At 64.3% G+C, this 26,999-nt stretch carries 22 protein-coding genes; 4 read left to right on the forward strand and 18 right to left on the reverse strand.

Translation table 11 applies throughout. The annotated features are described in order from the left end of the window. Positions 1-25: 25 nt before the first annotated feature. The 3 genes from ACTNFK_RS07125 to ACTNFK_RS07135 all read right to left on the reverse strand — a co-directional run bounded on the left by ACTNFK_RS07125 (position 26) and on the right by ACTNFK_RS07135 (position 7,129). On the reverse strand, positions 26-1,477 hold the full coding sequence (locus ACTNFK_RS07125) for a glutamate synthase subunit beta (protein ID WP_435935737.1): 1,452 nt from the start codon (positions 1,475-1,477) through the stop codon (positions 26-28). Then, entirely contained in the window at positions 1,470-6,098 is a 4,629-nt protein-coding gene (gene gltB / locus ACTNFK_RS07130; RefSeq protein WP_435935982.1) for a glutamate synthase large subunit, read from the reverse strand. The genes ACTNFK_RS07125 and gltB overlap by 8 nt, the downstream gene beginning before the upstream one ends. 269 nt (positions 6,099-6,367) lie before the next feature. Beyond that, the gene (locus ACTNFK_RS07135; RefSeq protein ID WP_435935736.1) at positions 6,368-7,129 is read right to left on the reverse strand and encodes an SDR family oxidoreductase; all 762 of its coding nucleotides are present in this window, start codon (positions 7,127-7,129) and stop codon (positions 6,368-6,370) included. A 197-nt stretch (positions 7,130-7,326) separates the two neighbouring features. Between ACTNFK_RS07135 and ACTNFK_RS07140 the strand changes: the two genes are divergently transcribed. Next, positions 7,327-7,689 (forward strand): RNA polymerase-binding protein RbpA, encoded by a 363-nt coding sequence (locus ACTNFK_RS07140; RefSeq protein WP_435935735.1) that lies wholly within the window; start codon positions 7,327-7,329, stop codon positions 7,687-7,689. On the opposite strand, the gene lnt is transcribed toward ACTNFK_RS07140, so the two are convergent. From lnt to ACTNFK_RS07180, 8 genes are all read right to left on the reverse strand, one after another. Then, complete coding sequence (lnt, locus tag ACTNFK_RS07145) at positions 7,686-9,293, reverse strand: apolipoprotein N-acyltransferase (protein WP_435935734.1); 1,608 nt, start codon at positions 9,291-9,293, stop codon at positions 7,686-7,688. The genes ACTNFK_RS07140 and lnt overlap by 4 nt on opposite strands. Further along, positions 9,290-11,653 (reverse strand): DEAD/DEAH box helicase, encoded by a 2,364-nt coding sequence (locus ACTNFK_RS07150; protein WP_435935733.1) that lies wholly within the window; start codon positions 11,651-11,653, stop codon positions 9,290-9,292. The genes lnt and ACTNFK_RS07150 overlap by 4 nt, the downstream gene beginning before the upstream one ends. 5 nt (positions 11,654-11,658) lie before the next feature. Continuing rightward, the gene (gene tatC, locus ACTNFK_RS07155; RefSeq protein WP_433647547.1) at positions 11,659-12,429 is read right to left on the reverse strand and encodes a twin-arginine translocase subunit TatC; all 771 of its coding nucleotides are present in this window, start codon (positions 12,427-12,429) and stop codon (positions 11,659-11,661) included. Positions 12,430-12,499: 70 nt separating this feature from the next. Then, positions 12,500-13,465 (reverse strand): helix-turn-helix transcriptional regulator, encoded by a 966-nt coding sequence (locus tag ACTNFK_RS07160; protein WP_435935732.1) that lies wholly within the window; start codon positions 13,463-13,465, stop codon positions 12,500-12,502. Continuing rightward, positions 13,465-14,541 (reverse strand): helix-turn-helix transcriptional regulator, encoded by a 1,077-nt coding sequence (locus ACTNFK_RS07165; RefSeq protein WP_435935731.1) that lies wholly within the window; start codon positions 14,539-14,541, stop codon positions 13,465-13,467. The genes ACTNFK_RS07160 and ACTNFK_RS07165 overlap by 1 nt, the downstream gene beginning before the upstream one ends. An 11-nt stretch (positions 14,542-14,552) precedes the next feature. Next, a complete protein-coding gene (locus ACTNFK_RS07170; protein ID WP_435935730.1) occupies positions 14,553-15,458 on the reverse strand; it encodes a peptidylprolyl isomerase in 906 nt (301 codons plus the stop codon). A gap of 75 nt (positions 15,459-15,533) precedes the next feature. Then, complete coding sequence (locus tag ACTNFK_RS07175) at positions 15,534-16,556, reverse strand: tRNA (adenine-N1)-methyltransferase (protein ID WP_445117213.1); 1,023 nt, start codon at positions 16,554-16,556, stop codon at positions 15,534-15,536. Positions 16,557-16,600: 44 nt separating this feature from the next. Then, entirely contained in the window at positions 16,601-17,320 is a 720-nt protein-coding gene (locus tag ACTNFK_RS07180; protein ID WP_435935729.1) for an HAD family hydrolase, read from the reverse strand. A gap of 40 nt (positions 17,321-17,360) precedes the next feature. Here ACTNFK_RS07180 and ACTNFK_RS07185 point away from each other — a divergent pair, with 40 nt between their 5' ends. After that, positions 17,361-18,290: a PAC2 family protein gene (locus ACTNFK_RS07185; RefSeq protein ID WP_435935728.1), complete on the forward strand. Its 930-nt coding sequence runs from the start codon at positions 17,361-17,363 to the stop codon at positions 18,288-18,290. Between the two features lie 42 nt (positions 18,291-18,332). Here ACTNFK_RS07185 and mshC read toward each other — a convergent pair whose 3' ends face one another. From mshC to ACTNFK_RS07200, 3 genes are all read right to left on the reverse strand, one after another. Beyond that, a complete protein-coding gene (gene mshC / locus ACTNFK_RS07190; protein ID WP_435935727.1) occupies positions 18,333-19,604 on the reverse strand; it encodes a cysteine--1-D-myo-inosityl 2-amino-2-deoxy-alpha-D-glucopyranoside ligase in 1,272 nt (423 codons plus the stop codon). Further along, positions 19,601-20,488: an undecaprenyl-diphosphate phosphatase gene (locus ACTNFK_RS07195; protein WP_435935726.1), complete on the reverse strand. Its 888-nt coding sequence runs from the start codon at positions 20,486-20,488 to the stop codon at positions 19,601-19,603. Before ACTNFK_RS07195 ends, mshC begins: the two co-directional genes overlap by 4 nt. A 103-nt stretch (positions 20,489-20,591) precedes the next feature. Further along, positions 20,592-21,917 (reverse strand): M20/M25/M40 family metallo-hydrolase, encoded by a 1,326-nt coding sequence (locus ACTNFK_RS07200; RefSeq protein ID WP_435935725.1) that lies wholly within the window; start codon positions 21,915-21,917, stop codon positions 20,592-20,594. A gap of 59 nt (positions 21,918-21,976) precedes the next feature. On the opposite strand from ACTNFK_RS07200, the gene ACTNFK_RS07205 reads away from it, so the two are divergent. Continuing rightward, positions 21,977-22,618, forward strand: a complete 642-nt coding sequence (locus ACTNFK_RS07205) for a LysE family translocator (RefSeq protein WP_435935724.1) — start codon at positions 21,977-21,979, stop codon at positions 22,616-22,618. A 58-nt stretch (positions 22,619-22,676) separates the two neighbouring features. Further along, positions 22,677-23,396 carry a metal-dependent transcriptional regulator gene (locus ACTNFK_RS07210; RefSeq protein WP_435935723.1) on the forward strand — a complete coding sequence of 240 codons (720 nt, stop codon included), beginning with the start codon at positions 22,677-22,679 and terminating at the stop codon, positions 23,394-23,396. On the opposite strand, the gene ACTNFK_RS07215 is transcribed toward ACTNFK_RS07210, so the two are convergent. From ACTNFK_RS07215 to ACTNFK_RS07230, 4 genes are read right to left on the reverse strand one after another with little or no spacing between them, the layout of a single operon-like run. Continuing rightward, positions 23,325-24,248, reverse strand: a complete 924-nt coding sequence (locus ACTNFK_RS07215; RefSeq protein WP_435935722.1) for a metal ABC transporter permease — start codon at positions 24,246-24,248, stop codon at positions 23,325-23,327. The genes ACTNFK_RS07210 and ACTNFK_RS07215 overlap by 72 nt on opposite strands. Continuing rightward, positions 24,245-25,180: a metal ABC transporter permease gene (locus ACTNFK_RS07220; RefSeq protein ID WP_435935721.1), complete on the reverse strand. Its 936-nt coding sequence runs from the start codon at positions 25,178-25,180 to the stop codon at positions 24,245-24,247. Before ACTNFK_RS07220 ends, ACTNFK_RS07215 begins: the two co-directional genes overlap by 4 nt. Before the next feature lie 9 nt (positions 25,181-25,189). Further along, positions 25,190-25,957: a metal ABC transporter ATP-binding protein gene (locus tag ACTNFK_RS07225; protein ID WP_435935720.1), complete on the reverse strand. Its 768-nt coding sequence runs from the start codon at positions 25,955-25,957 to the stop codon at positions 25,190-25,192. Continuing rightward, complete coding sequence (locus tag ACTNFK_RS07230; RefSeq protein ID WP_435935719.1) at positions 25,954-26,985, reverse strand: metal ABC transporter substrate-binding protein; 1,032 nt, start codon at positions 26,983-26,985, stop codon at positions 25,954-25,956. Before ACTNFK_RS07230 ends, ACTNFK_RS07225 begins: the two co-directional genes overlap by 4 nt. Positions 26,986-26,999 lie beyond the last annotated feature (14 nt).

Consider the following 26,999-nt stretch of genomic DNA (forward strand, 5'->3'; position numbering starts at 1 on the left):
GAGTGGCGACCGGAGGTTGCGGCCTCTAGGCGAAGGCGTGGTCGGTCGCCAAGAGCGGGGACGGGAGCACCGTCGAGCCCATGAGGTACGCATCGACCGCCGCAGCAGCCGCTCGCCCCTCGGCGATCGCCCACACGATAAGCGACTGCCCGCGTCCCGCGTCCCCCGCGACGAACACCCCCGGAAGCTCGGTGGAATAGTCCCGTTCGCGAGCAAACGCCCCGCGGGCGGAACGCCCGAGTGGGAACCCGGCATCGTAAATGTGCTCAGGGCCGCTGAACCCCATGGCGATCAGCACGAGGTCGGCCTCCAACACGCGCTCGGTGCCAGGAATCGGCTCGCGGCCGCGCTCGGTGATACCCGTCTCGGCGACACGGAGTCCATGCACCCTGCCCCGTGCGTCTCCGAGAAATTCCACCGTCGATGCCAAATACCGACGCTCTCCACCCTCCTCGTGTGAGCTCGTCACCTCAAACAGGGTCGGGTGCACCGGCCACGGCTGCGACTCCGTGCGCACGAGGCCAGGTTTCCGTCCGATCGCCAGATTCGTCACGGACGCGGCCCCCTGGCGGTTTGCGGTACCCACGCAGTCGGCCCCAGTATCTCCGCCACCGATCACGATCACGTGCTTGCCCGCAGCGTCAAAGGGCGTCTCGGCGAGGCTTCCGGCGACCACGCGGTTCGATGCAGAGAGGTAGGGCATCGCGGGCATCACACCCACCAAGTCGCGGCCCGGAATATCGAGCTCCCGAGGAACGGTTGATCCTGTTGCGACAACAACAGCGTCGTAACGCCGTCGGAGCTCGCCCCAGCTTAAATCGCGACCCACTTCGATGCCGGTGCGGAAGCGCGTACCTTCAGCTTTGAGCTGCGCGATGCGCCGCTCAACCAGCGTCTTCTCGAGCTTAAAGTCGGGAATGCCGAAACGTAGCAAGCCGCCGGGCTGCTCGTCGCGTTCGTACACCGCGACCGTGTGACCCGCACGGGTGAGCTGCTGCGCGGCCGCGAGCCCCGCGGGCCCGGATCCGACAACTGCGACGGTCTTGCCGGTGAGGCGTTCGGGGGGTACCGGGAGCACCCAGCCATTCGCAAAACCCTGATCGATGATGCTGTTTTCGACCTGTTTGATGGTCACCGCCGGCTGATTGATGCCCAGCACACAGGACGACTCACAGGGGGCCGGGCATGCGCGACCGGTGAACTCCGGGAAATTATTGGTGGCGTGCAGGCGTTCAAGCGCCTCCTGCTCGCGACCGCGCCACACCAGGTCGTTCCATTCCGGGATTAGGTTGCCGAGCGGGCACCCCTGATGACAGAAGGCCACCCCGCAGTCCATGCAGCGCGAGGCCTGCCTCGCCACGAGGGTCGGATCGGCAGGATCCACCACCTCGCGCCAATCCTGCAAGCGCAGCGCGACGGGGCGCTTGGGTGCCAATTCGCGCTCGCGAACCTTCAGAAAACCACGCGGATCAGCCACGGGTTGCCTCCAGAATCTGCGACCATGCCCGGTCGCCGTCGGGGTCAATACCTTCGTCGCGTGCACGCTCGCGGATCTCGAGCACTCGGGCATAGTCGCGGGGAATCAACCGGGTGAAACGAGCGAACGTTGACTGTGGATCGCGTGCGAGTTGCTGCAGAAGATCTGCGGCAAGCTCGGATCCCGTGTGTTCCACGTGGCGCTGCAGGAGCGCAGAGACAGAGGCGCGTAGATCGTTGCCAGCGGAACCGTCGATCTCAGAGAACGGCTGGAGCAGTAGAGATCCAGAAGCCAACTCCGCTGAGTTGACGTGGAGCGGATCAAGGTCAAGTAGCACGGCTTCACCGCCAGACATCCCTGCTCCGATATTGCGCCCGGTCGGGCCAAGGATCAGCGCAAAGCCTCCGGTGAAATACTCAAGCGCGTGGTCTCCAGTGCCCTCCACAACCGCGGTCGCACCTGAGCCGCGCACGAGAAAGCGCTCACCGACTACGCCCGCGATCCACAGTGAACCACTGGTCGCGCCATACCCGATTACGTTTCCGGCGATCACGTTGCCAGCGGCGGGGTGACCTGCGTCGGCGTGCGGGCGGACCGTGATCTCGCCTCCCGAAAGTCCCTTGCCCACGTAGTCGTTGGCATCGCCGATCAGGCGGAGCGTGATGCCAGGCGGGAGAAATGCCCCGAGAGACTGACCGGCGGAGCCCGTGAGCATGACATCGATCGTGCCCGGCGCAAGCCCAGCCGAGCCGAATCGCTTCGTCACCTCGTGCCCGAGCATTGTTCCGACCGCGCGGTCGACATTCCGGATGGGAAGGTCGACCACAACGGAATCACGTCGATCCAGTGCAGCCTGCGACGCGGCGATGAGTCGGTGGTCGAAGTGCTCTTCGAGCCCGTGATCTTGCTCGCGTGCATGCCTGCGCGGTTGATCGGCTGCCATCTTGGGGCCGCTCAGGATCGGCGAAAGGTCAAGACCCTCTGCCTTCCAGTGTCGCAGCGCCTCGTCGATATCGAGGGATGCGGTATCTCCCACCGCCTCCTCGAGGCTGCGGTAGCCGAGCTCAGCAAGGAGCTCTCGCACTTCTTCTGCAATGAAGCGGAAGAAGTTCACGACGTGCTCGGCCTGTCCGGTAAATCGGGCACGCAACTCGGGATTCTGTGTCGCGACACCCACCGGGCAGGTGTCGAGGTGACAGACGCGCATCATGATGCACCCGGACACCACGAGCGGTGCCGTTGCAAAGCCAAACTCCTCGGCTCCCAGTAGGGCTGCGATCACGACATCGCGGCCGGTCTTCAGCTGACCATCCACCTGCAAGACCACGCGATCGCGCAGCCCATTCAGCATCAGCGTCTGCTGCGCCTCGGCGATCCCCAGCTCCCAGGGCGACCCTGCGTGCTTGAGCGAGTTCATCGGGCTCGCACCCGTACCGCCATCGTGACCCGAGATGAGCACGACATCGCTGAGTGCCTTTGCGACCCCGGCTGCAACCGGGCCGATGCCACTCTGGCTCACGAGCTTGGTGCTAATGCGAGCGCCAGGATTTGCGCGCTTCAGGTCGAAGATGAGCTGCTTGAGATCCTCGATCGAGTAGATGTCGTGGTGCGGGGGCGGCGAGATGAGGCCCACACCCGGGGTCGCGTGGCGCGTGCTCGCGATCCACGGGTACATCTTTTGGGGCGGCAGCTGACCGCCCTCCCCCGGCTTCGCTCCCTGCGCCAACTTGATCTGGATCTCGTCGGCGTTCGTGAGATACATGCTCGTCACGCCAAAGCGTCCCGAGGCCACCTGCTTGATCGAACTGCGGCGCTCGGGGTCGAGCAACCGTTCCTCGTCCTCTCCGCCCTCGCCGGTGTTGGACCTACCGCCGATCCGGTTCATCGCGATCGCGAGAACCTGGTGCGCCTCCTTCGAGATGGAGCCGTAGCTCATGGCCCCGGTCGCGAATCGCCGCATGATCGATTCGATGGGTTCGACCTCATCGAGCGGTACCGCGGGTCGCTGCGGAGAGAACTTGAACAGACCGCGCAGCGTCATCAGCCGCTCCTGCTGTTCGTTGACCCTCGAGGTGTACTCGGTGAAGATGTCGCGGCGGGCCGTGCGCGTCGCGTGCTGCAGCTTGTAGATCGTTTCGGGGTCGAAGAGGTGCGGTTCCTCGCCGCGACGCCAACGATACTCGCCACCGGTCTCGAGTCGGCGGTGTGCGAGCGCGGCAGGGTCATCGGGATAGGCGCGACGATGGCGGGCCGCGACCTCTGCGGCGATGACATCGAGTCCGACTCCGCCGAGCTTCGATGCCGTTCCGGTGAAGTAGCGATCCACCACGTCTTTCGCGAGCCCAATGGCCTCAAACGTCTGCGCACCGCAGTAGGAGGCGACGGTCGAAATGCCCATCTTGCTCATCACCTTCAGCATGCCCTTACCGAGCGCCTTGATGAGGTGAGCCACCGCCTCAGTGGGTTCGATGCCCTCGAGCTCGCCGGAGCGCACCAAACCCTCGACGGTTTCCATCGCCAAGTACGGGTTAACCGCGGCCGCGCCGTATCCAATCAGCGCGGCGACGTGATGCACCTCACGTACATCTCCTGCCTCTGCGATGAGGGCCACACGCATCCGCTTGCCCTCGCGAATGAGATGGTGGTGCACCGCCGAGACCGCCAACAGGGACGGCACGGGTGCCTGATCCTTGTTACTGTCGCGGTCACTCAAGATGAGGAACTCGGCGCCAGCGTCAATCGCGGCGCTTGCCTCACGGCACATTGCCTCCAGACGTAACGCGAGTGCCGGGGCACCGCCATCAACCGGGTATAGCCCGCGCACGGTCACGGTGCGCTCGCGCTCAGGATCGTCACCGAAGTGCATGATGCGCGCGAGCGCGTCATTGTCAATGACGGGGAAGTTCAGAATCACCTGTCTAGCGTGCTCGGCTGACTGCGTGAGCAGGTTGGCCTGTGGCCCGATCCCGGTCCACAGGCTCGTCACCAGTTCCTCGCGCAGAGCGTCGAGCGGCGGGTTTGTGACCTGCGCGAACTGTTGCACGAAGTAGTCGAAGACCAGTCGTGGTCGCTCCGAAAGCACGGCGATCGGTGTGTCGGTACCCATGGCCGCAATCGGCTCCGCGCCCTCGCGTGCCATCGGCGTGAGCAGCAGGCGAAGCTCCTCCTCCGTGTACCCAAACGTGCGCTGGCGGCGCACGATCGAGGCCGGTGGGTGCACGAGGTGCTCCCGCTCGGGCAGATCGCTCAGGTGGATGCGGCCCTCGTTCAGCCACTGACCCCAGGGGGCCGCGGCCGCGAGTGCGCTCTTCACCTCGTGATCCTCGCGGATCGTGCCCGTGGCAAGATCTACCGCGAGCATGCGGCCTGGTTGCAGGCGCCCGCGACGCACCACCTGATCGGGCGTAAACTCAAGCACACCGGTCTCGCTGGCGATCACCAAAAGCCCGCCCTTGGTGACTTGGAAACGACCCGGCCGGAGCCCGTTGCGATCGAGCAGAGCTACCAGCTCGGTACCATCGGTGGCGATCATTGCTGCGGGGCCGTCCCACGGTTCCATCACCAGTGAGTGATACTCAAGAAAGTCCCGCAGTTCGGGTGTGAGGCCATCCTCGGATTCCCAGGCCTCCGGAACCATCATCGCGAGGGCGTGCGGGAGGCTTCGGCCGGCCATGACGAGCAACTCGAGCACCTCGTCGAAGCTCGCGGAGTCGCTTCCGCCTTCGGAGCAGATCGGCCGGAGAGGGCGAAGGTCGCCGAGAACGTCGCTTTCGAGTTGATCCTCGCGTGCACGCATCCAGTTGCGGTTGCCTCGTACCGTGTTGATTTCGCCGTTGTGCGCGACGAGTCGCAGCGGCTGCGCAAGGTGCCAGGACGGGAACGTGTTGGTCGAGTACCGAGAGTGCACGATGGCGAACCTGGCGGCGAAATCGCCTGCAGACAGTTCTGGGTAGAAGCCGGGGAGCTGCAGTGTGGTGACCATGCCCTTGTAAACGATGGTGCGCGCAGACAGCGAGGGCAGGTACACGCCGGTTTCGCGCTCGATCCGCTTGCGGGTGCGGAACGCGCGTCGTTCGATCTGGAGTTCGTCGGCGGCCTGCCCGTCGCTAGCGACAAGGAAGGGCTGTTCGATGACCGGGGCGACATCTCTGGCCGACTCGCCCAGCACCTCCGGTCGCACCGCGACCGGTCGCCAGGCCACAATCGACAAGCCCTCCTCAGCGGCGATGGCTCCGATTCGGTAGCGCACGGCCCGCCGTTCTGCGGATTCCTGCGGGAGAAACGCTAGGCCGGTCGCGTATTGCCCAGCCTGCGGAAGGACAATCTCAGGCGCGCTCTCGGCGAGCACGCGACGGAAGAAGGCGTCAGGCATAGCGCACAGAATCCCGGCACCATCGCCGGTACCTGCGTCTGATCCCACCGCGCCACGGTGCTCGAGGTTCTCGAGGGCGGTAAGTGCGAGTTCGATGATCTCATGGCTGGCTTCGCCGCTGAGCGAAACCACCGACGCGAGTCCGCAGGCGTCCTTCTCATCTGCTGGATCGTACAGCCCCTCTGCCGCGGGGAAGGACCCACGTGTGGGTCGTACTCCGGCTGTGGGGCACAGGGTCGCTTGCGTCATGCTCATCGACGTCCTCTCGATCAGTGGGACGTCGGCGGCCCGGTCGGTCTCACCTCGTGCGAAAAGGTATCGCCGTGACCCCATTGTCACGACGAAGCACGGTGGCTCGGAGTTTCGACATTAACACTGGTTTCTTCGGCAGAACGAATCGAACCCCACTTTTAATTCACGGGTTTCCAGTCAATACCGAACTTGCCGAATATTCTTCGGTCGTTACAAAGCTACGCCGCAGAGGCAGAGTGCCCGAAACGAAGCTGTAACACACGCGATTACGCGTTGAAACCCGAGGTGTCGCCCACTAGCCGTGTGTGATCCTCGGGGATAGGTTCGACCGCGGCCCGGGCAATTTCGGCAGCGAACTCGGAAACGTTGTAGAGCTTGCCCGCCGATTCTCGGCGCTGCTCGATCGCACCCGGATTCGCACGCTCGAGTAGCGTCGCGGTGACCGTTCCCTCGATCATGTCGCCCGACACCACGACGAACTCAATCCCTCGTTTGGCCAGTTCCGGAATCCGCTCCCGCAGAGCATCCTCGCCAGCCCGCTTTGAGAGGGCGACGGGCTCGTACTCGGGCATCGTCGGCGTGGTCCGGATGAAGTGCGCCTGGTGGCTCGTGACAAACACCACGCGCGATCCGGGTGCGAGCAGCGGAAGCGCCGCGTCGAGCACGGCCAGCTGAGCATCACGGTTGAGCTGCAACGCGTAGTCCTCAGCCATGCCGCTCTCCATCCCGCCGGAGGCGTTCAGAACCAGGATATCGAGACCGCCAAATTCCTCTTCGACGGCCCCCATCATGGCGGAAAGCGAGGCGGGATCGGTCAGGTCTGCACCCTGCACCAACACGCGCACGCCGAGTTCGCGCAGGTGTGCACCCAGCTTCTCTGCCCGCGGGGCCTTGTTTCGAAAGTTCACCACAACATCGGCCCCGGCCTCGGCAAAGTACCGCACGGTGTCCGCGCCGATCCCACGCGAAGATCCGGTGACGAGCGCACGTGCACCCGTAAGACTGTTTGCGGCAAGCGGCTGGGTCACTGAGGCTCCTTCGAAAAAAGTGACAGATGTCTCCATCAGCGTACCGGGCTGCATATTACGATGTCGCAGCACTTCTCGCACCCCCTCCGGCAGGGGGTTACGCTGCCGCGTCCAGAGCGCTACGCTGCAGTCAAGGAAAGACCGGTGGATCGCGGCGCTGCGCCACTCAGCGTGGCTCGCGAGGCGAGGAGGTTCCAATGGCTGAGCGAACACTGCGCGGAGCCCGGATTGGGGCGACGAGCCTGCAGGCAGAAGAGGGAGTGGAGTTCTCACCCCGGCGACGGGTGGAGTACCTCACCGATCGGGGCAATCGATTTACCGTCATGTTCGATGCCGATGCCGAGGTGCCAGCGGAGTGGGTTGATCAGCGAACGGGCGAGGTCGGCTTTCTCGACGATGAGGCCGGGCGTACGGCACGCTCGGAGTTTGAAGATAAGGAAAAGCACCAGCGCACGCACTGGGATATGCTCCTCGAACGTCGAACCCGAGAGGAGCTTGAAGAGCTGCTCGAAGAACGGTTGAAACTCCTACGCGCCAGGCGCTCAGGAGCCCGAGGTTAGCGTCGTCGGCTCCCCGCTTTTCGGCTGCTGCCAACGACTCGTGTCACGTTTGCTCCCCAAACACTCAGCAGTGACCCGCCGACAGCGATCGTGATCCATATCCCGGCCAAGAATTCGCCCAGGCGTAGCGCCGCAGTCTCTCCACGCACGAGGGGTACGTCGGTGACCATGGCATCGGAGGTAAAGGGTTCGAGGCTCGCGCGGTCGCTTCCGTCTGGCATGACGACCGCACTCGTGCCCACGGTCGAAATGTTGACGAGCGCACGCCCAGTCTCGATCGCACGCAATCTGGCGATTTGTAACTGTTGCGCGCTCTCATCGGTGCGCCCAAAGTCGGCGTTGTTCGTCTGGGCGAAGATGACTTCCGCGCTGTCGCCCACCAGTGCGGCCGCGTGATCGTCGAAGATGATGTCGAAGCAGATGGCGATGCCAGCATCGAAGGGACCAGACGCGCCCTCAATGGGAAGCACCGCGGGCCGGGTACCGAACGCATAGTCGAGCTGCACCAGGTCTATCAGTTCGGGCACGAGAGACCTATAAAACGCGCGGTCCGGCATGTATTCGGCAAACGGCACGGGGCGCCGCTTGTCATACCGTTCGCTCGTGCTGCCGTTGCCGTCAAACACGAGGGTGCTGTTGGTGTACGTGCCGTCCGGATCTTTCAGGATCGTGCCCACTACGATCGGTGCTCCTGCGCGCTTCGCAAGGCGCTGCACCGCATAGCTGCCGTATGGGTTGCCTGGGAGATCGTATTCTGCGCTGTTCTCAGGCCAGACGATCACGTCAACGCTTTCACCCGCGGCCTCAAGCTCGTCGAGCACAGCCTCTGTGGCCTCGAGGTGATCGCGCAGCACGTCTCCCGATTCTCTGTCGTCGAAAATCCCTGATTTCGAATTGCCCTGCACGGCGGCCACGCGCAGAGTGCCCGTTTCTTCGAGCTGAAATGGCGGCACGAGGGCCAGTGCGATCAGTGCGAGAACACCCGCTACGGCACCCGCCCACGCGCGTCTTCCGGGTGCGTTTCTCGCACTGTCCCTCCAGGCAAACGCAGCCGCAACGGGGAGCGCGCACATCAGGGCGATCAGGCCAGACAGTCCGGCGAACCCCACCCACGAAACCAACTCGGAAAACGGTCCTTCCGCCTGTGTGTGTGCAAGACGACCCCAGGCAAACCCACCATATGGCACCGTCGACTGCAGCTGTTCACGCAGAACCCAGAGCCCAGCGACAGTGAGGGACTGCGTGGCGACTCGGGTAAGCCGCGACATCCGCACCTGCGACAGCCCCCGGGTGACTGTCGCAGCGACGAGTCCGAACAGCGCGAACCACGAGACCATGACGAAGCAGAGCGCGAGCCAGGGAATCGGACCGAGGTAGAGCGTCAGCCACGAGATGTGTGGGCCCCAAAATGCCGCACCGGCGACCGCACCGAGTAGCAATCCGGCGAGCGAGCGCTGCTGCCACACGGACGCGATGACGAGCGCAGCACCGACGAGTCCGGCTGGCCACCAGTTCAGCCACGGGGTTGCCGCGTCAAGCCCCAGGCCGCCGAGCAACGCGGCGGGAAGCGCGATCCACCATTTCAGTGTGCGTACGGTATTCACGAGCTACTTGAGGTCAAGACGATGCCGCGGCGAACCTTGCGCTTCGCCTCTCGAGCGACGGCCCCCAGTGCGCCGAGGCGGTCGACATCGACCTCGGCGTGCTCTGCCGCTTGCGCGATCTGGTCGAGTAAATCGATTGTTTGCTTCGACCAGCGCACGAAGTCTCCAGCGCCGATCACGGCGTGTTCCAGTGTACGGCTGAGCGTCCAGCCGCTCGCCCAACCGTGCATCGCCGAGGCGAGCCCGGGATGCGGAGCATCCACCTGTGGCAACCTGTTGCGTTCGGCCAGATCGTCAAGCTGGCCCCACAGGTCGAGCGTCCGATCAAACGCTTGCCGGAAGGGGCCTCCCGGGAGTCGGCCCTCGGCCTCGTCGTCGCGGCGCGGTTCGTGCGTTAGCGCGCAGGCGAGTGCGGCGAGGCCGGCGGCATCGATCCCGTGCCAGGCATCGCGCCTCAGACACTCGGCAACGAGCAGGTCGCGATCGCCGTAAATGCGGCACAGAAGCAGCCCCCACTCGCCCACCTCAACCTGTCCCCCTCCGAGGTGCTGCAGGTAGTCGAGATCGGTCAGCGTGTCGACGACACGATCGAATGTTCGCGCAATCGTGCCCGTGCGGCTCGCGATCTGACGGCGCCCGCGCTCAATCTTGCGGCGAAGTTTGCGCTCGCGGTCTTCCCAGCGCTTTTTGTCAGACCCCTTCGCCCGCTGGGCGGCGGCTTGATACCCGGCCAGAGACTCCTGCTCGGCCCGGAGTTCCCGAGCGTGATCCACCACCGCACGATCGGCCTGGAACTGCGCGAAGGAGAGTTCGAGGGTCTCGCGCGCCAATGTCAGATCCATGCGCTGCAGCAGGTTCGCGGCCATGTTCGGGGTGGGCCGAAAACTCGACCGCACCGGAAACGAGCGTGCAGAGGCGAGGTGGGCGATCGCCTCAAGGTCGGCCCCCTCGTTCCAGACCACGATCGCGTGACCCTCATGGTCGATGCCGCGCCGACCTGCACGGCCTGTCAACTGCGTGTACTCCCCGGAGGTGAGCGGCACCCGCTCCTCGCCGTTGAACTTATCCAGCTTCTCGATGACCACCGAGCGCGCCGGCATGTTGATGCCGAGTGCGAGTGTCTCGGTGGCAAACACCACCTTGACGAGGCGTCGCTGAAACAGCTGCTCGACGACTGCTTTGAACTGCGGCAGCATGCCGGCGTGATGCGCGGCGAGCCCCCGCTCGAGGCCCGCGATCCACTCGCTCACGCCCAAGACGCGCAGGTCTTCGGGGTCGATTCCTGCGATCTCTCGATCGATGACACGGCGGATCTCGTCTCGCTCCTCGCGCGTCGTCAGGCGGATCCCTTCGAACAGGCACTGGCCCACTGCCTGGTCGCAGCCGTTCCTACTGAAAATGAACACGATCGCGGGGGTGAGTTGCATCTCATCGAGGGCACGCGCGATGTCGGCCCGGGTGATGCGTTTCGTGCGGCGAACAGGGGCCCTCCCCCGCGAACGGCCTTGCGAGCTGCGATATCTTTCCGAGCCGCGGTCTCGCGAACCAGCGCTGCGATCGCGGGACGATTGACCACGACTTCCGCGATCGAGGGCGCGCAGCTCGGGATTGAGTCTGCCATGCTCGACCAACTCGCCGTCGCCATCGACGTAGAGCGGCAGCAGCGCCTTCGCGGTGAGAACGTGCTGATAGAGCGGGACGGGCCGATGCTCGCTGAGAATCACATCGGTGTCTCCGCGCACTGCGTGCATCCAGTCGCCGAATTCTTCGGCGTTGGAGACCGTGGCGGACAGAGATACCAACCGCACCGACTGGGGAAGGTGCAGGATGATCTCCTCCCACACCGCCCCCCGGTATTTGTCGCCCAGGTAGTGCACCTCGTCGAGCACGACAAAGGCAAGGTCGTCGAGCGCGTCGCTCTCGGCGTAGATCATGTTGCGCAGCACTTCGGTGGTCATCACGACAATCGGGGCGTGCCCGCGAATGTTGACGTCACCCGTCAGCAGTCCCACCTCTTCGTCGCCGTACTCGGCGCACAGTTCGCGAAACTTCTGATTTGAGAGCGCCTTGATGGGAGCCGTGTAGAAGATTCGCGCGTCGCGTTCTCGCCGCGCGAGGGCCACTGCGAATTCAGCGACGGTGGTCTTGCCGGATCCCGTGGGCGCAGCCACCAACACGCTGCGGCCGGCCTCCAGCCGCTCACAGGCGGTGCGCTGGAACGCGTCGAGCGGGAACTTCAGCCGAGCGGCGAAGCCCTCAAGCGCCGGATATTGCCGGGCACCGGACGGCCCTGCTGGCTCGGACGGCTCTGCTGGCTCGGACGGTCCAGCTGGCTCGGCCGGTTCGTTCGAGTTCTCCATTGCGGTCACTCTGCTTCCGACACGGGGTCGATGCCGTACTCGGCGAGTTCTTTTGCCTGCTTCTTTTCCACTCGCTTATCGTGCAGGATCGCGATCCCTGCCGCCGCGAAGTACAACAGGATAATTGGCGCCGCAAGCAGGAACATGCTCATCAGATCCGCTGCGGGTGTCGCGATGCCGGCAAACAGGATGATGCAGAGTATCGCGACGCGCCAACTCTTGAGGATCGATTTTCCGCTGAGAATTCCGATGAAGTTCAGCAGCACCAGGAAGACCGGCATCACGAAGCCCACGCCGACGGCGAGGAGCAGCTTGATCGTGAAATCCAAGTAACTTCGTGCAGCGATCTGGAAGGCATCCTCCTCTGGCTGGAACATAGCCATGATGCGCACGATATTCGGCAGCACGCTCCAGCCGGCGTAGACGCCGAGGAGGAACAGCGGCACCGCGGTGCCGAGAAACCCAATGGCGACACCCTTTTCACGCCGAGTGAGGCCCGGCACGAGGAATGCCCAGATCTGGTACAGCCACACGGGCGAGGCAAGCAGAACCGCGATGAAGAGCGAGATTTGCACCTTCGTATCGAAGCCACTCGTCACGTCGGTGTACTGAATGAGGGCGGTGCGCCCTTCAACCTCGAGCTCAAGGATCGGCTGCCGAAGGACCGTCCACACCCAGTCGGAGAGAAACCAGCCCGCTATCAGAGCGACCCCGATCGCGATGGCAGCGATGAACAGACGGTTCCGCAATTCGATGAGGTGGGCGCCCAGGCTCATCTTGCCATCGGGGTTCTTTCGCCGCCGTGCTGTCACTGCCACTAGGCCAGCTTACTGCCGGAATGCTGAGTCACGCGTCGTGGGGTGCGAGTGCACGAGCGCTCCACTGGAGCACCGCCTCGCGTGCCTCGGCTGGAGTCTCAAAAACAATCTCACCCGGGGCGACCTGCACCACGCGCACCGCGACCGCGGGATGTGCGAGGTCGATCTCGGCACGCACCCAACCATCGACCGGTTCCCCCAGCACCCGTGGCACGAATCCGGCGAGTCGATGCAGAACACCGACCCTGAATCGGAGCCGAGCGGTGACCCCCTCACGCACCGGGTCGAGCGCCGGAAGCGACACGCGCCCCTGCGGCCTCGCCCGTGCGGCCTCAGGCAGCATCCGAGGCACTCGGATGCGATCCACTGCGAACGTGCGCTCGGCCTCTCGATCGAGGCAGTGCGCGCGCAGGTACCAGTCGCCATTCGCCTGGCCGAGCACGAGCGGCTCGACGCGTCTCGTGGTCGCTCGGCCATGCACGTCTCGATAGTCGAAACGCAGCTGCTTCCCCGCGGTGATGGCAGCCGAGATCTCCGCGAGAACAGGATGCTCTGGTTCGGTCGTTACCGACAGCGAGAGCTGCTGGTGATCGTTCATTCCACCGGCGAGCTTCGCCGCGGCCGATGCCACGTGACGACGTTCCCGCTCGGGCAGCATGGGGAGCAGCGCGTGCAGGCCGGCCAGCAACGCCGCGGCCTCGACGGCCGAGAACCGCGGGGTGTCGTCGACCGCGATGACACGGGTGAGGATCACCACCTCGTGTTCCTCGAACACGTCCCAGTCGATGTCGAAGAGGTCTTGGTCCTGATAGGTGTTCGTCTCGCCGGGGATTCCGGCCATGCCCAGAAACGGGATGAGCTGACGCAGCACCCGTGCATCGACGGCGAAGGCCTCAGCGAGATCGGCGAGGGGCGTCGGTCCACGTTCGACCAGGTAGGGCACGAGTGCGAGCAGCAGCACCACGCGATCGGGTGTGGTCAGGCTCCTGCTCATCACGTTCCTCCATCGTCGTCGGAAACAGGAACCTCATGCTGTCGCCGCACCTCGGCGAGCAGGCCTATCACCGCCTCACGCAACGCGGGTGGATCCACACCGACCACCTCATCACCGTAACCCGCAAGTTCGCTTGCAAGGGCGGTGAGGTCGAGCGTCGTCACCGTGAGATGTCGATACCCGACAGGGAGCTCACCGACCTGAGCGGCCTCCTCCGGTGCAGCGTCCGCTGAAATCGGGTGCGTCACCGCGCGCGCAGCCAAACGCGACTCGGCGATGGAGCCCCGACGTACCACGAGCCGTGCGAGCTGCCGCTCCCGCAAGGCGATGAGGTCGTCAAGCATGCCCTCCACGCGATCGCTCAGGGCAGCATCGAAGGTTTCTGAGCAGAGCTTCGCCTCTCCCACAATGCGTGAGAGCAGAAACACGCGGCCGGCATCACGCTCAAGATCCCAGGCGATCAGGTGCCAGCGTCCTTCCGCCCGATGCAGGCGAAGGGGTGCAACCCGTCTCTCCGCCGGAGCATCGCGATCTGGCAGCTGATACCAGAAGGTTGTCACACTGCGCTCATCGATCGCTCGTTGCAGCGCGGGAGCCGCGGGCTCAGGAATTCCGAGGTGCGGGGCGATTCCGAGGCAAGCGACATCGAGGCCCGCGCCCAGTGATTCCAGTTTCATCGCAGCGCGTCGCGATTCCGCGCTGAGACTGCCCTCCGCCCAGGCGAGCGACGCGAGCCGCAGCACGCTGAGCTCAGCAGCAGTAAAGCGCGCGTCGGAGGGGAACTGCAACAGGTCCTTAGAAATTCTGTAGCGGGAATGTTGCAAATTTCCCGATTCCTCAGGCGAATCAACAGTCTCAATGGGGATGCCAAGTGCGCGCACCTGGTCTTTGTCGCGTTCGAACTGCCGTTCGAGCGCGCGATCGGTCTCGCCTGTGCGAAATCGATCTGAATAGCCGTGAACGCTTGAGAGGAGCTCGCGCTTCGTGAGCCCCTGTGGGCTCGCCACCAGCGCGAGGACGAGGCTGAACACCCGCTCCTCGGCGGGGATCGAGCGAAGCGTGCTGGGCCCAGCCACGGTGATGTCGCCTATGCGATTGCGAGAATATCGATGACGCTGACGCGGGGACTACCGTCACCGGGCTCGATGACCACGACCTGCGAACCCACGGGGAACCCGGTCAGTGCTGCCCGGAACGTAGCGCCCGACTGCTCGATCTGCTCTTCGGAGCCGAGGTTCTCCGGGCCCGCTTCCCACGTGTTCTTGAGCTGCTGACCGTCCCAGCCCACGGTCAACACGTTGCCAATAATCATGCTGTCGGCCTGCACCTCCGGGCCGTCACCCATGATGCGCGCCGCGGTCTTCGTTTCGGCTGGTGCTTCCTGAGGGGGCAATACCAGGCCCACGCGTCCCGCCTCGTCGGTCACAACTGCCGGGAACCCCGAGGGCAACGGGGTGATCGCGCCCGATGCCGAGCCCGGCGCAACATCGACAATCTCGGCGAGCACGACGAGGGAGGCGCCCGGGGTCGATACGGCCCCGGTGCTGAGATCTGCGGGGAGTGCGATCGCTACGAGGTCGCCGGGAGCCGAACACAGCACACCCTGCAAGACTGGCCCGCCCTCGGCCGAGGCCAGGAACAACTCGCCAGCGGTGCCAGACCCAAACGTCGGACTCGCCTCGAGCATCTCACCGGACACCGAGTCGAAGTACGCCAGATTTGCTGACACAATCGTTCCCTCTGCCGCAACAACATCGCGATCAGATGCCTCTTCAACCAGCGAGCGCTGGGCGTTCACGATCTTGGCGCCCGAATCAATCGAGACGTCTGGGTCGCCGCCGCTCAGATTGCCCACCGAAACACTCTCACTGAGTGCCCCGGGGCTCAGGGGTGCGACACACGACTCAGCACCCGTCGTCGAGACGGTGCAACCTGTCAACCCGGCGAACGCCAGCGTCGCAATAGCAGTGACGGGGAGAACTCGACGACGCATGAAAACCTCTCGGTGAAACCTGGCAACCACCCGATTCTAGTGCAGGCGGGTGTTGGGAAGATGTGATGGGGCGGATCAGCTCTCGGGCTCGTCGGCACCGCGTTCGCGCGCGAGCTGCTGCGCAACGCGCACCTTCTTCCGCAGTACTTTGTCGCTCTTGCTCCACTGACCGATCGACTCGGGCGTCCACTCACCTGCCGCTTCGTCGTTCAAATCCGGGGTCCAGGCCGCGACGTCTTCTGCGGTGAAGTCACCCTTCGACGCTCGGCGCTTGAGCTGCGGCAGAATCGCCCCCGGCGCCAAGCGCCGTGCCGTAATGAGGAAGCCGGTGTGCGCGACCATTCGATGATCCGGACGCACGGCGAGGCCTTCAACATGCCACCCTCGCACCATGGTTTCGTTGGCCTGCGGGTGCGTGAAGCCCCCGTGACGGCGTAATTCTTCGGCCACGCGCGAGAGTTGCGTCACGGTCGCCACGTAGCAGATGATCACTCCGCCCGGTTTCAACGCATCGGCGGCCACACCAACGCACTCCCATGGCGCAAGCATGTCGAGCACCACACGGTCGACCGTAGCGGGGGCGCACGCCGCGGGCAGGGCTTCCTGTAGGTCGCCCACCGTCACCGACCAATTCTCGGGAAGGGTGCCCGAGAATGCGGCCGCGTTCGCGCGCGCGATCTCGGCGAACTCTTCGCGTCGCTCGAACGAGAGCAGTTCACCTTCGCCGCCAATCGCGCGCAACAGATGCAGTGACAGCGCACCAGAACCAACACCGGCCTCCACCACGCGCGCTCCGGGGAAGATGTCTGCGAGTGACAGGATCTGCGCAGCATCTTTCGGGTACACGATTGCCGCACCACGTGGCATCGACATCACGAAGTCACTCAGCAGTGGCCGCAACGCGAGGTATTCCTCGCCGCTGCTATTGGCCACTACCGAACCATCGTGCAGACCCACGAGGTCTGCGTGTGCGATCATGCCTCGGTGGCTGTGAAACTCGCCGCCGGGTACCAGCGTGACGGTGTTGAGCCGACCCTTTGGCCCAGTGAGCTGCACCCGATCCCCGTAGCCCAGCGGGCCACTCGGCGATGGCCTCAGCACGGGTTCGTCGCCCACAGCCCCAACGTCACTTGCTCTCTCGCTCACGCTCGGGCTCCCATCGGATCGCAGACTGATTCTTGTACTTGTGGATCGCCGCCGCGCAGCGCCGCAAACTGGCTCCGCAAAATCTGAGCATCCGTGGCGTGCAGCGTTGACCAGAGCGCGTGAGCGCTCAAGCCGCGCAGGCTCACCAGATTGGGAAGCCCAATTGCGACCGCGCCTGACGCTGCTGCCGACCGCAGGCCGGTTGGCGAATCTTCGAGGGCAATGCACCGCTCGATCGGCACACCCAGCGCCTCGGCGCCCCGAAGGTACGGCTCGGGGTGAGGCTTCGCGTGATCCACATCATCACCCGCGACAATCGCCGAGAAGGTGCCCGCCGGAAGCAGACGCACCACCCGCTCGGCGAGCGTGCGCACTGACATAGTGACCAGCGCGCAGGGAATCCCCGCATCGGCAAGGGAGGCAAGGAGTTCGACCGCGCCGGGACGCCAGGCGGGCTCGGCGCTGCTGAGGCCGGTGCCCACATGCGCCGCCCATTCGGCGACGATTTCGTCGGCGCTCAGGGGCACTCCCAGGTTGCGAAACGACTCCGCTGCGTCCCAGAGGCCCGAACCGATGAGGGAATCGCGGAGTTCTGGGGTCATGGGAATTCCGTAGCGATCGAGGATCGCCAACTCGGCCTCGAGCCAGAGCGGCTCGGAATCGATGAGGGTGCCGTCCATGTCCCAGAGTACGGCCGCGAGATTCTGCTCAGTCATTGCATCGAGTCTACCGATCCGAGGCGACTATCCTGGGTGCGTGCCTCAAGCTGCTGATTCCCCCACACACCCGCGGGTGCTCATCGCCGCGTTCGAAGGCTGGAGCGACGCTGGCTCGGCGGCGACGACCGTGTTGCAACACCTCGGCGAACTGATCAACGCCGAGATGCTGCATGCGATCGGGGCAGACGGGTTCGTTGACTACCAGGTGCATCGACCGAAGGTGAGCTTCACCGACTCCGGCCACCGCGTAATCGAGTGGCCCGAAACGCGACTCTATGGCACCGTGCAACGGCCCGGATCCACGTCTGAACCAAGCACCGAAACCGTGCACCGCATCGATGGCACTCGGGTGCAGGATCTCTTTCTCCTCGCAGGTGTCGAGCCCGCGCGTGACTGGACCGCATTCGCCGAGGAGATTATCGACGTCGTCGACTCATGGGCGATCGATATGGTCATCCTCGTTGGATCGCTGTTTTCCGATGCTCCGCACTCTCGCCCCATCGCGGTCACACTCACGAGCGAAAACGCCGAACTGAGGGCCACCACCGGCGCGGCGCGGAGCGACTACGAGGGAGCCGTGGGTATCTCAACACTGCTCGACATTGCACTGACCGAGGCCGCAGTTCCCGTGCTCTGCCTCTGGGCGCAAGTGCCGCACTATGTGCACACCGCCCCCTCGCCCAAGGCAACGCTCGCAGTTCTCGACAAGTTGGAGGAGCTGCTCGATGTCGTCATCCCACGAGGTGACATGCTCAGCGAGGCTACCGCGTGGGAAGCAAGTATCAACCGCATTGCCGCTGGCGACGACGACATGGCGCGCTACATTCGTTCGCTCGAAGAGGCTCGTGACGCGACGAACGCACCTGAGGCCACTGGCGAGGCCATTGCTCACGAGTTTGAGAAATACCTCAACATCGATCCCGATGAAAACCCAAACGCCGAGCCCGGACCGCTCTCCACCCCGTAGGCCCCGTTTCGGTCGCCCGCTCTTGGCTCCAGTTTCTTCGCGCTAGGCCAATTCTGTATCGCGCAAGTGCACACCGAGCAAGGCGAGCACCGCATCGGCGATCAGGTCCGGATCATCCACCCCTTGATCAAGCGCACCATCGAGCGTTGCGAGCATCACTGGCGTGTCGAGATCGTTGGCGAGCGCCTGACGAAGCTGCAGCAAGGTCGCGACCGCGTTGACCGGCTCAGCCGCTTCGCGTTCGAGTCCTTCCCGCCAGGCCTCAAGCCGTCTCGTCGCCACCTCAAGGTCGGAGTCAAACCACTCCCACTCAGATCGGTAGTGGTGCGACAGGAGCCCCAGTCGGATCGCGGAGGGATCGGCCCCACCGGCAAGCAATTTCGAGACCAACACGAGATTCCCGCGTGACTTCGACATTTTGTGGCCGTGATACGAGATCAGGCCGGCGTGGCAGTACGCGTGAGCCAACGGTGTGCCCGAGAGAGCCGTGGCGTGGGCCGCAGTAAATTCGTGATGCGGGAACGCGAGGTCGCCCCCACCGCCCTGCACCGTAAAGGCATTGCCGAGCGCGCCGGTCGCGATGACTGCGCACTCGATGTGCCACCCCGGCCTGCCTGACCCGAGCACAGTCTCCCAGCTCGGTTCGCTGTCACGAGCGGCTCGCCACAACAGCGGGTCGAGTGGATCGCGCTTGCCTGCTCGATCCGGGTCTCCCCCGCGCTCCGAACTCAAGAGCATCATCAGTTCACGATCGATCGGCGCCACATCGCCGAGGCGCCACTGCGTCTCTCGCTCGGCGGCAATGGTATCGAAGTACAGGTCTTGACCCGCGCCGACCACCGCGTCCTCAGTGGGCACGGGGTACGCCAGTCCACTCGCGACGAGGCGGTGTACGGCATCAGCGATCTCGTCGATCCTCTCGGTCACCGCGACGTAGTGGTGAGGCGGCAACATGCCGAGGCGGAACATATCGCTGCGGAAGAGGCCAATCTGCTCTTCGGCCAGCGCCCGCCAGTCGACCCCGGTGGCGTTCGCGCGCTCCAGCAGCGGATCGTCGATGTCGGTGATGTTTTGCGCGTATTCGGTGTCGATACCGGCATCGCGCCAGGCACGCTGCATCGTGTCGAAGGCGAGGTACGTCGCAGCATGCCCAAGGTGTGTCGCGTCGTAGGGCGTGATACCGCAAACGTACAGCGTCGCTCGCTGATCCTCGATCGCCGGGTATTCGAAGCGACCGGTTGCCGCATTGAACAGGCGCGGCGCGAAGCCCTGGCCAGGCAGCGTGGGGAGGGTGGGCGGGGTCCAGGTTCTCACAGCGCAATCCCATTCAGTATTGGTGATGCGGCATCGATCGTCTGTGCCGTTGCCACGCCCCCCTCGGCGGAAAGTACCCCGGTGCTCAGAAGTACGATGATGACAATTCCGAGCAGAACTCGGTATACCACGAATGGCATGAAGCTGCCGTGCGAGATGTAGCGCATGAACACACCGATGACCACAAGTGCAACGACGAAGGCAATCACCGTGGCAATGAGGGTGGGCGCGCCTGCTGCGCTACCCGGGTCACCGATCGACTTGATGAGCTTGTAGCCGCCCGAGCCGAAGACCGCGGGGATCGCCAGGAGGAAGGAGTAGCGGGCGGCGGACTCGCGCGTATAGCCCATGAGGAGACCGGCCGTGATCGTGCCGCCGGAACGTGAGACCCCGGGGATCAGCGCGAGCGCTTGTGCGAACCCAAAAATCAGGCCGTGCTTCCACCCAAGCTGTGTGAGGTCTCGCTCCTGTTTGGCATAGCGGTCGGCAAACCCCAGCAGGAGGCCAAACACGATGAGCGCTATGGCGACGAACCAGAGGGAACGGAGCGTGGTGTCGATGAGGTCTTCAAAGAGGAGTCCCAAGATCACGATGGGGACTGATCCTAAGATGATCCACCATCCCATCAGCGCGTCAGGATCGCGGCGCGGAACTGCACCCGTGAGCGACCGGAACCAACGGCTAATGATGCGCACAATGTCGCGCCAGAAGAACACAACGACTGCCGCTTCGGTACCCAGTTGAGTGATTGCAGTGAACGCGGCTCCCGCGTCACCAATACCCATGAGTTCGCTCGCGATGCGCAGGTGCGCACTCGATGAAATCGGTAAGAACTCGGTGAGCCCCTGAATGATGCCAAGCAGGATGGCCTCGAAGATCCCCATGTTTCCCTTCCGTGGGCCCGTGCGTTGCGCGGGCCAGCGACAAGACTAACGCGTGCGGAGCCATACCGTGGTGTGAGCACCGCGGCATGGCTCCGCTACGTATTTAATAACTTCGCAGGAGATCTACCAGCACCGCGTGGCCGAAATCGAGAGCGTCGAGCGGTACGCGCTCGTCTACTCCGTGGAACATTCCCGGGAAATCAAGGTCAGCGGGTAGGCGAAGCGGCGCGAAACCATAGCCAGTGATGCCCAGAAGGCTGAGCGCTTTGTTATCGGTGCCACCCGACAGGAGGTATGGCAGCACTCGGGCTTCAGGGTCATGGCGACCGAGGCTCGCGATCATCGCGTCAATGAGTTCACCCGCAAACGGAACCTCGAGTCCGATGTCGCTGTGCACGGTCTCGATCTCGATATCTGGGCCGACAATCGCCTGCACCTCGGCGAGAATGCCCGCCTGGCTTGCGGGGAACGTACGCACGTCGACGAGCGCCTCCGCGGTATCGGGAATCACGTTGTGCTTGTAACCCGCGCTCAACACCGTCGGATTCGTGGTCGTACGCAAACTCGCCTGAATGAACCCCGCGCCCTTGCCAGCCCGCAGCACCAACTGCTCGGGGTCGACCTCGTGCGGATCCTCACCGAAGATCTTTGCGATCTCGTCTACCAACTCGCGCGTGGTGTCGCAGAGGGCGATCGGCCACTCGTGACGGCCAAGCGCGGCGATTGCCTCGGCGAGACGTGTCACCGCGTTGTCGTGCCACACCCGAGAGCCGTGCGCCGCCGTGCCGCGAGCCCGAAGCTTGATCCAGTCGAGCGATTTCTCGCCCGTTTGAATCAGGTACGCGCGAGTGCCAGCCAGATCGATCGAGTAGCCACCGACCTCGCTGATGGCGGTGCCGGCCCCCTCGAAAAGTTCGGGGTGATTGGCGACCAGGTAGTGCGCGCCGAACGCGCCACCGTCTTCCTCGTCGGCGAAGAAGCCCAGGATCGTGTCGCGGCGCGGCCGCTCCCCCGCGCGCAACAACTCGGCGATCGCAGTCAGGATCATCGCGTCCATATCTTTCATGTCGACCGCGCCGCGACCCCACAGCATGCCGTCTTTCACGATTCCCGCGAAGGGGTCGACCGACCAGTTCGCAGGATCGGCGGGCACCACGTCAAGGTGCCCGTGCAGCACCAGTGCGGGGAGCGTCGGATCGCTGCCCGCAACGCGCGCGACGACGCTCGCGCGGCCGGGTGCCGCCTCGATCGTCACCGGATCCAGCCCGAGCTCGCGAAGATAGTCCGAGACATACGCTGCGGCCTCCGCCTCGGGATTGGCATCCCCGCCGCCTCGGTTGGACGTGTCGAAGCGGATGAGGTCTCGCGCGATCCGCGTCGTTTCTGACAGCTCGTGCTCGCGATCGTGAGGGTTCTGCTGATCACTCATGGCTCCAGGGTATCCACTGACTGTGACATCCGCGTTTCGCGTTCACCTAGACTGTGCGAATGCCGACCATTCAGGCCATTCTGGCATTTGCGTTCGCCTCGCTGATCCTCGTCGTGATCCCCGGGCCCAGTGTGCTGTTCGCGGTGGCCCGTACACTGAGCGTCGGCCGCGCGGGCGGCCTGATTACCGTAGCCGGCAACACATTCGGACAGTTCCCGCTGATACTTGCCGTCGCATTCGGCGTGGGTGCGATCGTGGCGCAGTCGGTGGTGCTCTTCACCGTCATCAAACTCGCCGGTGCCGCCTACCTGGTCTACCTGGGCGTGCAAGCGATCCGCCATCGACGCAGCGGCGCGGAGCCCGAGCACGGAGTGGTGCGCAGCGCAGTACCGAGGCGCACTCTGTTCTGGCAGGGCTTTGTCGTGGGCGTGAGCAACCCGAAGAGCATCGTATTTTTCGTTGCGGCGCTCCCCCAGTTTGTCGACTTTCACGCGGGTGCCGTGCCGATGCAGATGATCGTGCTCGGTGTCGTCTTTGTCGTCATCGCCCTCGTCTCCGATAGCGTCTGGGTGCTCATCGCGGGCACCGCGCGTGCGTGGTTTGCTGGCTCTCCGAAGCGACTCAGCACCATGCGTGGCGTAGGCGGCGGGATGCTGATCGGACTCGGCTGCGTGCTTGCGTTCAGCGGCAGCAAAGCCTGAACCTGTTCCGACTTCCAACTTCGCTGGTTCGAATTTTCTTGTTTGGTAGAGTTTTCGTATGGTGCTCTCAGAGCTCTCCCCGAGCAGTCAGAACTATCTCAAGGCCGTGTGGGGCCTGCAAGAGTGGTCTGATGCTCCGGTGACGCCCTCTCTCGTCGCCGAGGCCACCGGCATGAAGCTCTCAACCGTGTCGGATGCGGTGCGTCGCCTCGCTGACAAGGGATTGCTGGATCACGCGCCCTACGGCGCGATTACGCTGACCGAGGGCGGCCGCGCCTACGCGATAGGAATGGTACGTCGCCACCGTCTCATCGAAACCTTCCTCGTTGAGATGCTCGGCTACAGCTGGGATCTCGTGCACGACGAGGCAGAGTCACTCGAACACGCGGTCTCAGATTTTATGATCGACCGGCTCGACGCGCTCCTCGGATTTCCGGTTCGGGATCCACATGGCGACCCGATTCCCAGCGCCTCGGGTGAGATCGTGTATCCCGACGCGCACCCCCTCAGCAGCGCCTCACCGGGCAGCGTGCTGCGCATCGAACGCATTTCAGACGACGATCCGGCACTGCTGCAGTACTTCTCCGAACACGGTCTCGCAGTGGGCACCACATTCGAGGCACGTGAGGGGTCGCCCTTCTCGGACGCACTTGAGATCGTCGTCGGTGCGAGTGATCCTAGTGAAGCTGCTGGCACTCCTGGCGCCTCAATTTCCTTGGGTCGCACCGCCACCGATGCGGTGTGGGTGTCGCTGGTGGATCGCGGAATCGACGCCTGACCTCGCGCCCCTGCGCCGCGCACCGCCGCTGACCACAAGGGTTGCGAGGAACATCACGCCGTACCAGATCGCCATACTTGCGCTTGTGGGGGCGTCGAGCCAGTAGGCGATCCAGAAGCCCACAATCGCGCCAAAGGCGGCAATCGCCAGGGTCAGGGCGATCATCACCGGCAGCCGGCGCGTCACCAACAACGCGGTAGCCGGCGGCGCGATGACCAGCGCAACCACCAGTATTGCTCCCGCGGCGTTGAACGCAGCGGTGACAGTCACCGCGACCAGCAGCATCAGCCCGGCATTCAGCACCCCGGTGCGAATTCCGAGCGAACGAGCGAACTCTGGGTCGAAGGTCGATACCGCAAGCCTCGGGTACAGCGCGGCGATGAACACGACATTGAGGGCCAGCATCCCCAGCATCAGCACCAGATAGACCGGGGCCACCGGGATGCCCTGCACCGCGAACTGCTCGAACGAGGCGAGATTAAGGTCGCCCACCAGAACCGTGTGTGTATCGAGGTGCACGTTCGAGAATTTCATCGTGATGAGGATGACCCCGATGCTGAACAATGCAGGAAATATGAGCCCCTGCGGCGCATCCCCCGTAATGAGACCCGTGCGACTGAGCCACTCGCTGCCCAGAACCACGAGCAGCCCGGCGAGCGCGGCTCCGGCGATCAATATCGGGGAATCCAGGTCTCTGGAGAAGAGATAGCCCACGACGATGCCGGGAAACACGGCGTGGCTGATCGCATCGACCAGCATCGAGTTCTTTCGCAGCACGATGAAGACACCAGGCAGCGCACAGGCCAGCGCGGTGACCACGGCGAGTATGGAGGTGCCGAGCACAAAACTCATCGGGCACCCCCGGTACTCAGCAGCGAATCTCGCAACGCCAGGCGCGCCCTGCGCCTCGCCCGCGCGCGGGTCAATATGCTTCGCCGCGGGGCAAACAGAAGCGAACACACAAAGATCGCGAACAATGTGAGCACAATGACGGGTCCTGTCGGCACACCGCCCCACGAAATCGACAGGTAGGCCCCGACACCACTGCCTACCGCCCCAATTGCCGCGGACAGTAGGACCAGGCCCCGCAGGGAGCTCACCCATTGCCGAGCCGCCGCCGGGGGCGTGATGACGAAGGCGACCATGAGCACGAGGCCGACTGCCTTCACGCCGATCACCGTCGCGATGACGATCGTGATGAACAGCAGCGTATCGATGCCGCGCGCGCGAAAGCCGAGCACCACAGCGAGGTCGGGATCGAAAGTCCGCACCGCGAATTCTTTCCAGAACAGCGCAGTAATCACGAGCGCGATCCCGCCCACCGAAATGCTCGTGACGAAATCGGCGAGGGTGATCACCGAGGCGTTTCCGAACAGGTAATCCTGAATGCCGCCCTTGCCGGGGAACGGGCCGTTGGTGATCACGCTCAGCAACAGCATGCCCACGCCGAAGAAGAACGTGAGCACCACCGCCATGGCAGTGTCAATCGCGAGTTTCGATACGCGCGTGATCGCGTTCGCAGCGAGGGCCGCCAGTGTGCCAATGACCACCGCCCCGACGATCAGCCCGAGCATGTTTCTCCCATCAATGCCAAACAACAGCACCGCGCTGAGGAACGCGAGCAGGGCTCCGGGAAGCGCGGCGTGCGAGATGACGTCACTCATCAGCGATTGTTTTCGCAGGTAGACGAACGGCCCCAGGGCACCGGCGACGAGTCCGATGACGGCGGTACCAAAAAACACCATGCGATAGGTGTGGGTGTCGAAAAACTCGATCGGGCTCATTCTGACGACCTATCGGGGCAGCTCGAGGAACGTGTCGCCGCCGCTCGCCTCATAGGCGGTGCGCAAGTGCTCCGTCGTGAACGCCTCGGCGACGGGGCCCGAGGCAATCACCCTGCGATTCAGGAGGGTCACGTAGTCGCACGAGTCGCGCACCGTGGCGAGGTCGTGATGCACCATCACGACGGTGCTGCCCTGGGCGCGCAGCTGGTGGAGCACTGTCAGGATCGCCTGCTGGCTCTTCGCGTCCACCCCCTGAAATGGTTCGTCCATGATGGTGAGATCGGGGGCCTGCACCAGGGTGCGAGCGAGAAACACCCGTTGGCGCTGACCGCCCGAGAGTTCACCGATCTGACGCGAAGCGAGATCCACAATTCCCGTTCGCTCGAGCGCCTCGCGCGCCCGGGCTCGCTCCGCCTTGCCGGGCCGGCGGATCCACCCGAGACCCCCGTACGTGCCCATGAGCACCGCGTCGAACACAGTCGCCGGATAGTCCCAGTCGACGCTTGAGGACTGCGGCATGTACCCGACCCTGCCGCGCGCCTTCTCAAACGTGCTGCCGAAGAACTCGGCGCGACCGGTCAGCGGCTGCACGAGGCCGAGCATGGCCTTCAGGAGCGTGGATTTGCCCGCGCCGTTCGGACCGACGATGCCCATCACCACTCCCTGGGGCACGTCGATCGAGACATTTTCGAGCACAGCACGTTCGCGGTAGGCGGCGCTGAGATCAATCGTGCGGCAGGCCGGACTCGCGCTGCGGTGCGCGTCAGCATCGTTCATCGCGTCTCCTCGATCAGGGTCTCGGCGATTGCATTGGCGTTGTGCGCGAGCACCCCGAGGTAGGTGTCGACCCCGGCTTCGGCGCCGAGCGAGTCGGCGTACAACTCCGCTGCCGAGATCGTGACGCGCCATCCCCGTGCCTCCACCGCCTCGCGCAGGCTCGTGATCGCTTGCGGATTTGCCTGGTTATCGTTGAAAATCACGGGCACGCGGTTCTCGGCGATCAATGCCGCGAGTTCGTCGAGTTGGCCCGCGCCAAGCGCCGCCTCGGTCGAGATAAAGTCGGTGGCCCGCACCTCAAGATCGAAGGTGCGGCCAAAGTACGAGAACGCGTCGTGCCCGGTGATCAACGTGCGCGGCTCGGGAATCGCCTCAAGGATCGCCGAGATGCGATCAGCTTCGCGCGTAATCTGCCCGGCGTAGGCCGTCGCGCGCTCGACATAACCGGTCGCACCACCCGGGTGGATCTCGCCGAGCTTCTCGGCGATGGCCTGCACGACGAGGCCCCACGCAGCCGGGTCATTCCACACATGAGGATCGACCAGTGGATGCCCGCCTGAGTCCGTTTCGGGCAGCGGGATGAGCAGCTCGTCAGGCAGCGTCTCGGCGACGGCGAGTTGCCGGTCCCCGAGGCTGGCGAGTTGATCTGACATCTGCGCTTCGAGTTCGAGCCCGTTCCACAGTACGAGGTCGGCATCGAGAATCCGCTCGATGTCACGCGTCGATGGCTGGTAGCTGTGTGGATCGCCCCCGGGTCCGACCATTGTTGTCACCTGGGCATTCGGTGCAATGTTTGCGACCGCGTCGGCGATATACCCGGTGGTCACGTACACGCGCAGCACGTCGCGCTCGGAACCGACGGGGGCGGATCCGCAGCCCGTCGCCGTTGTCAGCGCCAGCCCGATAGCCAGAATCGCGGCAAGGCGACGAGTGCGCGTGCGCGTGCGGGCGTACGTCGTTATCGGGCGCGCACCATCTCGGACCGGGGTTCCGATCCACAGAATTCTTAACTTCGATGCCTCGAACATGTAGTCAACATGGT

It is taken from the genome of Leucobacter fengyongliangi, assembly GCF_052386045.1.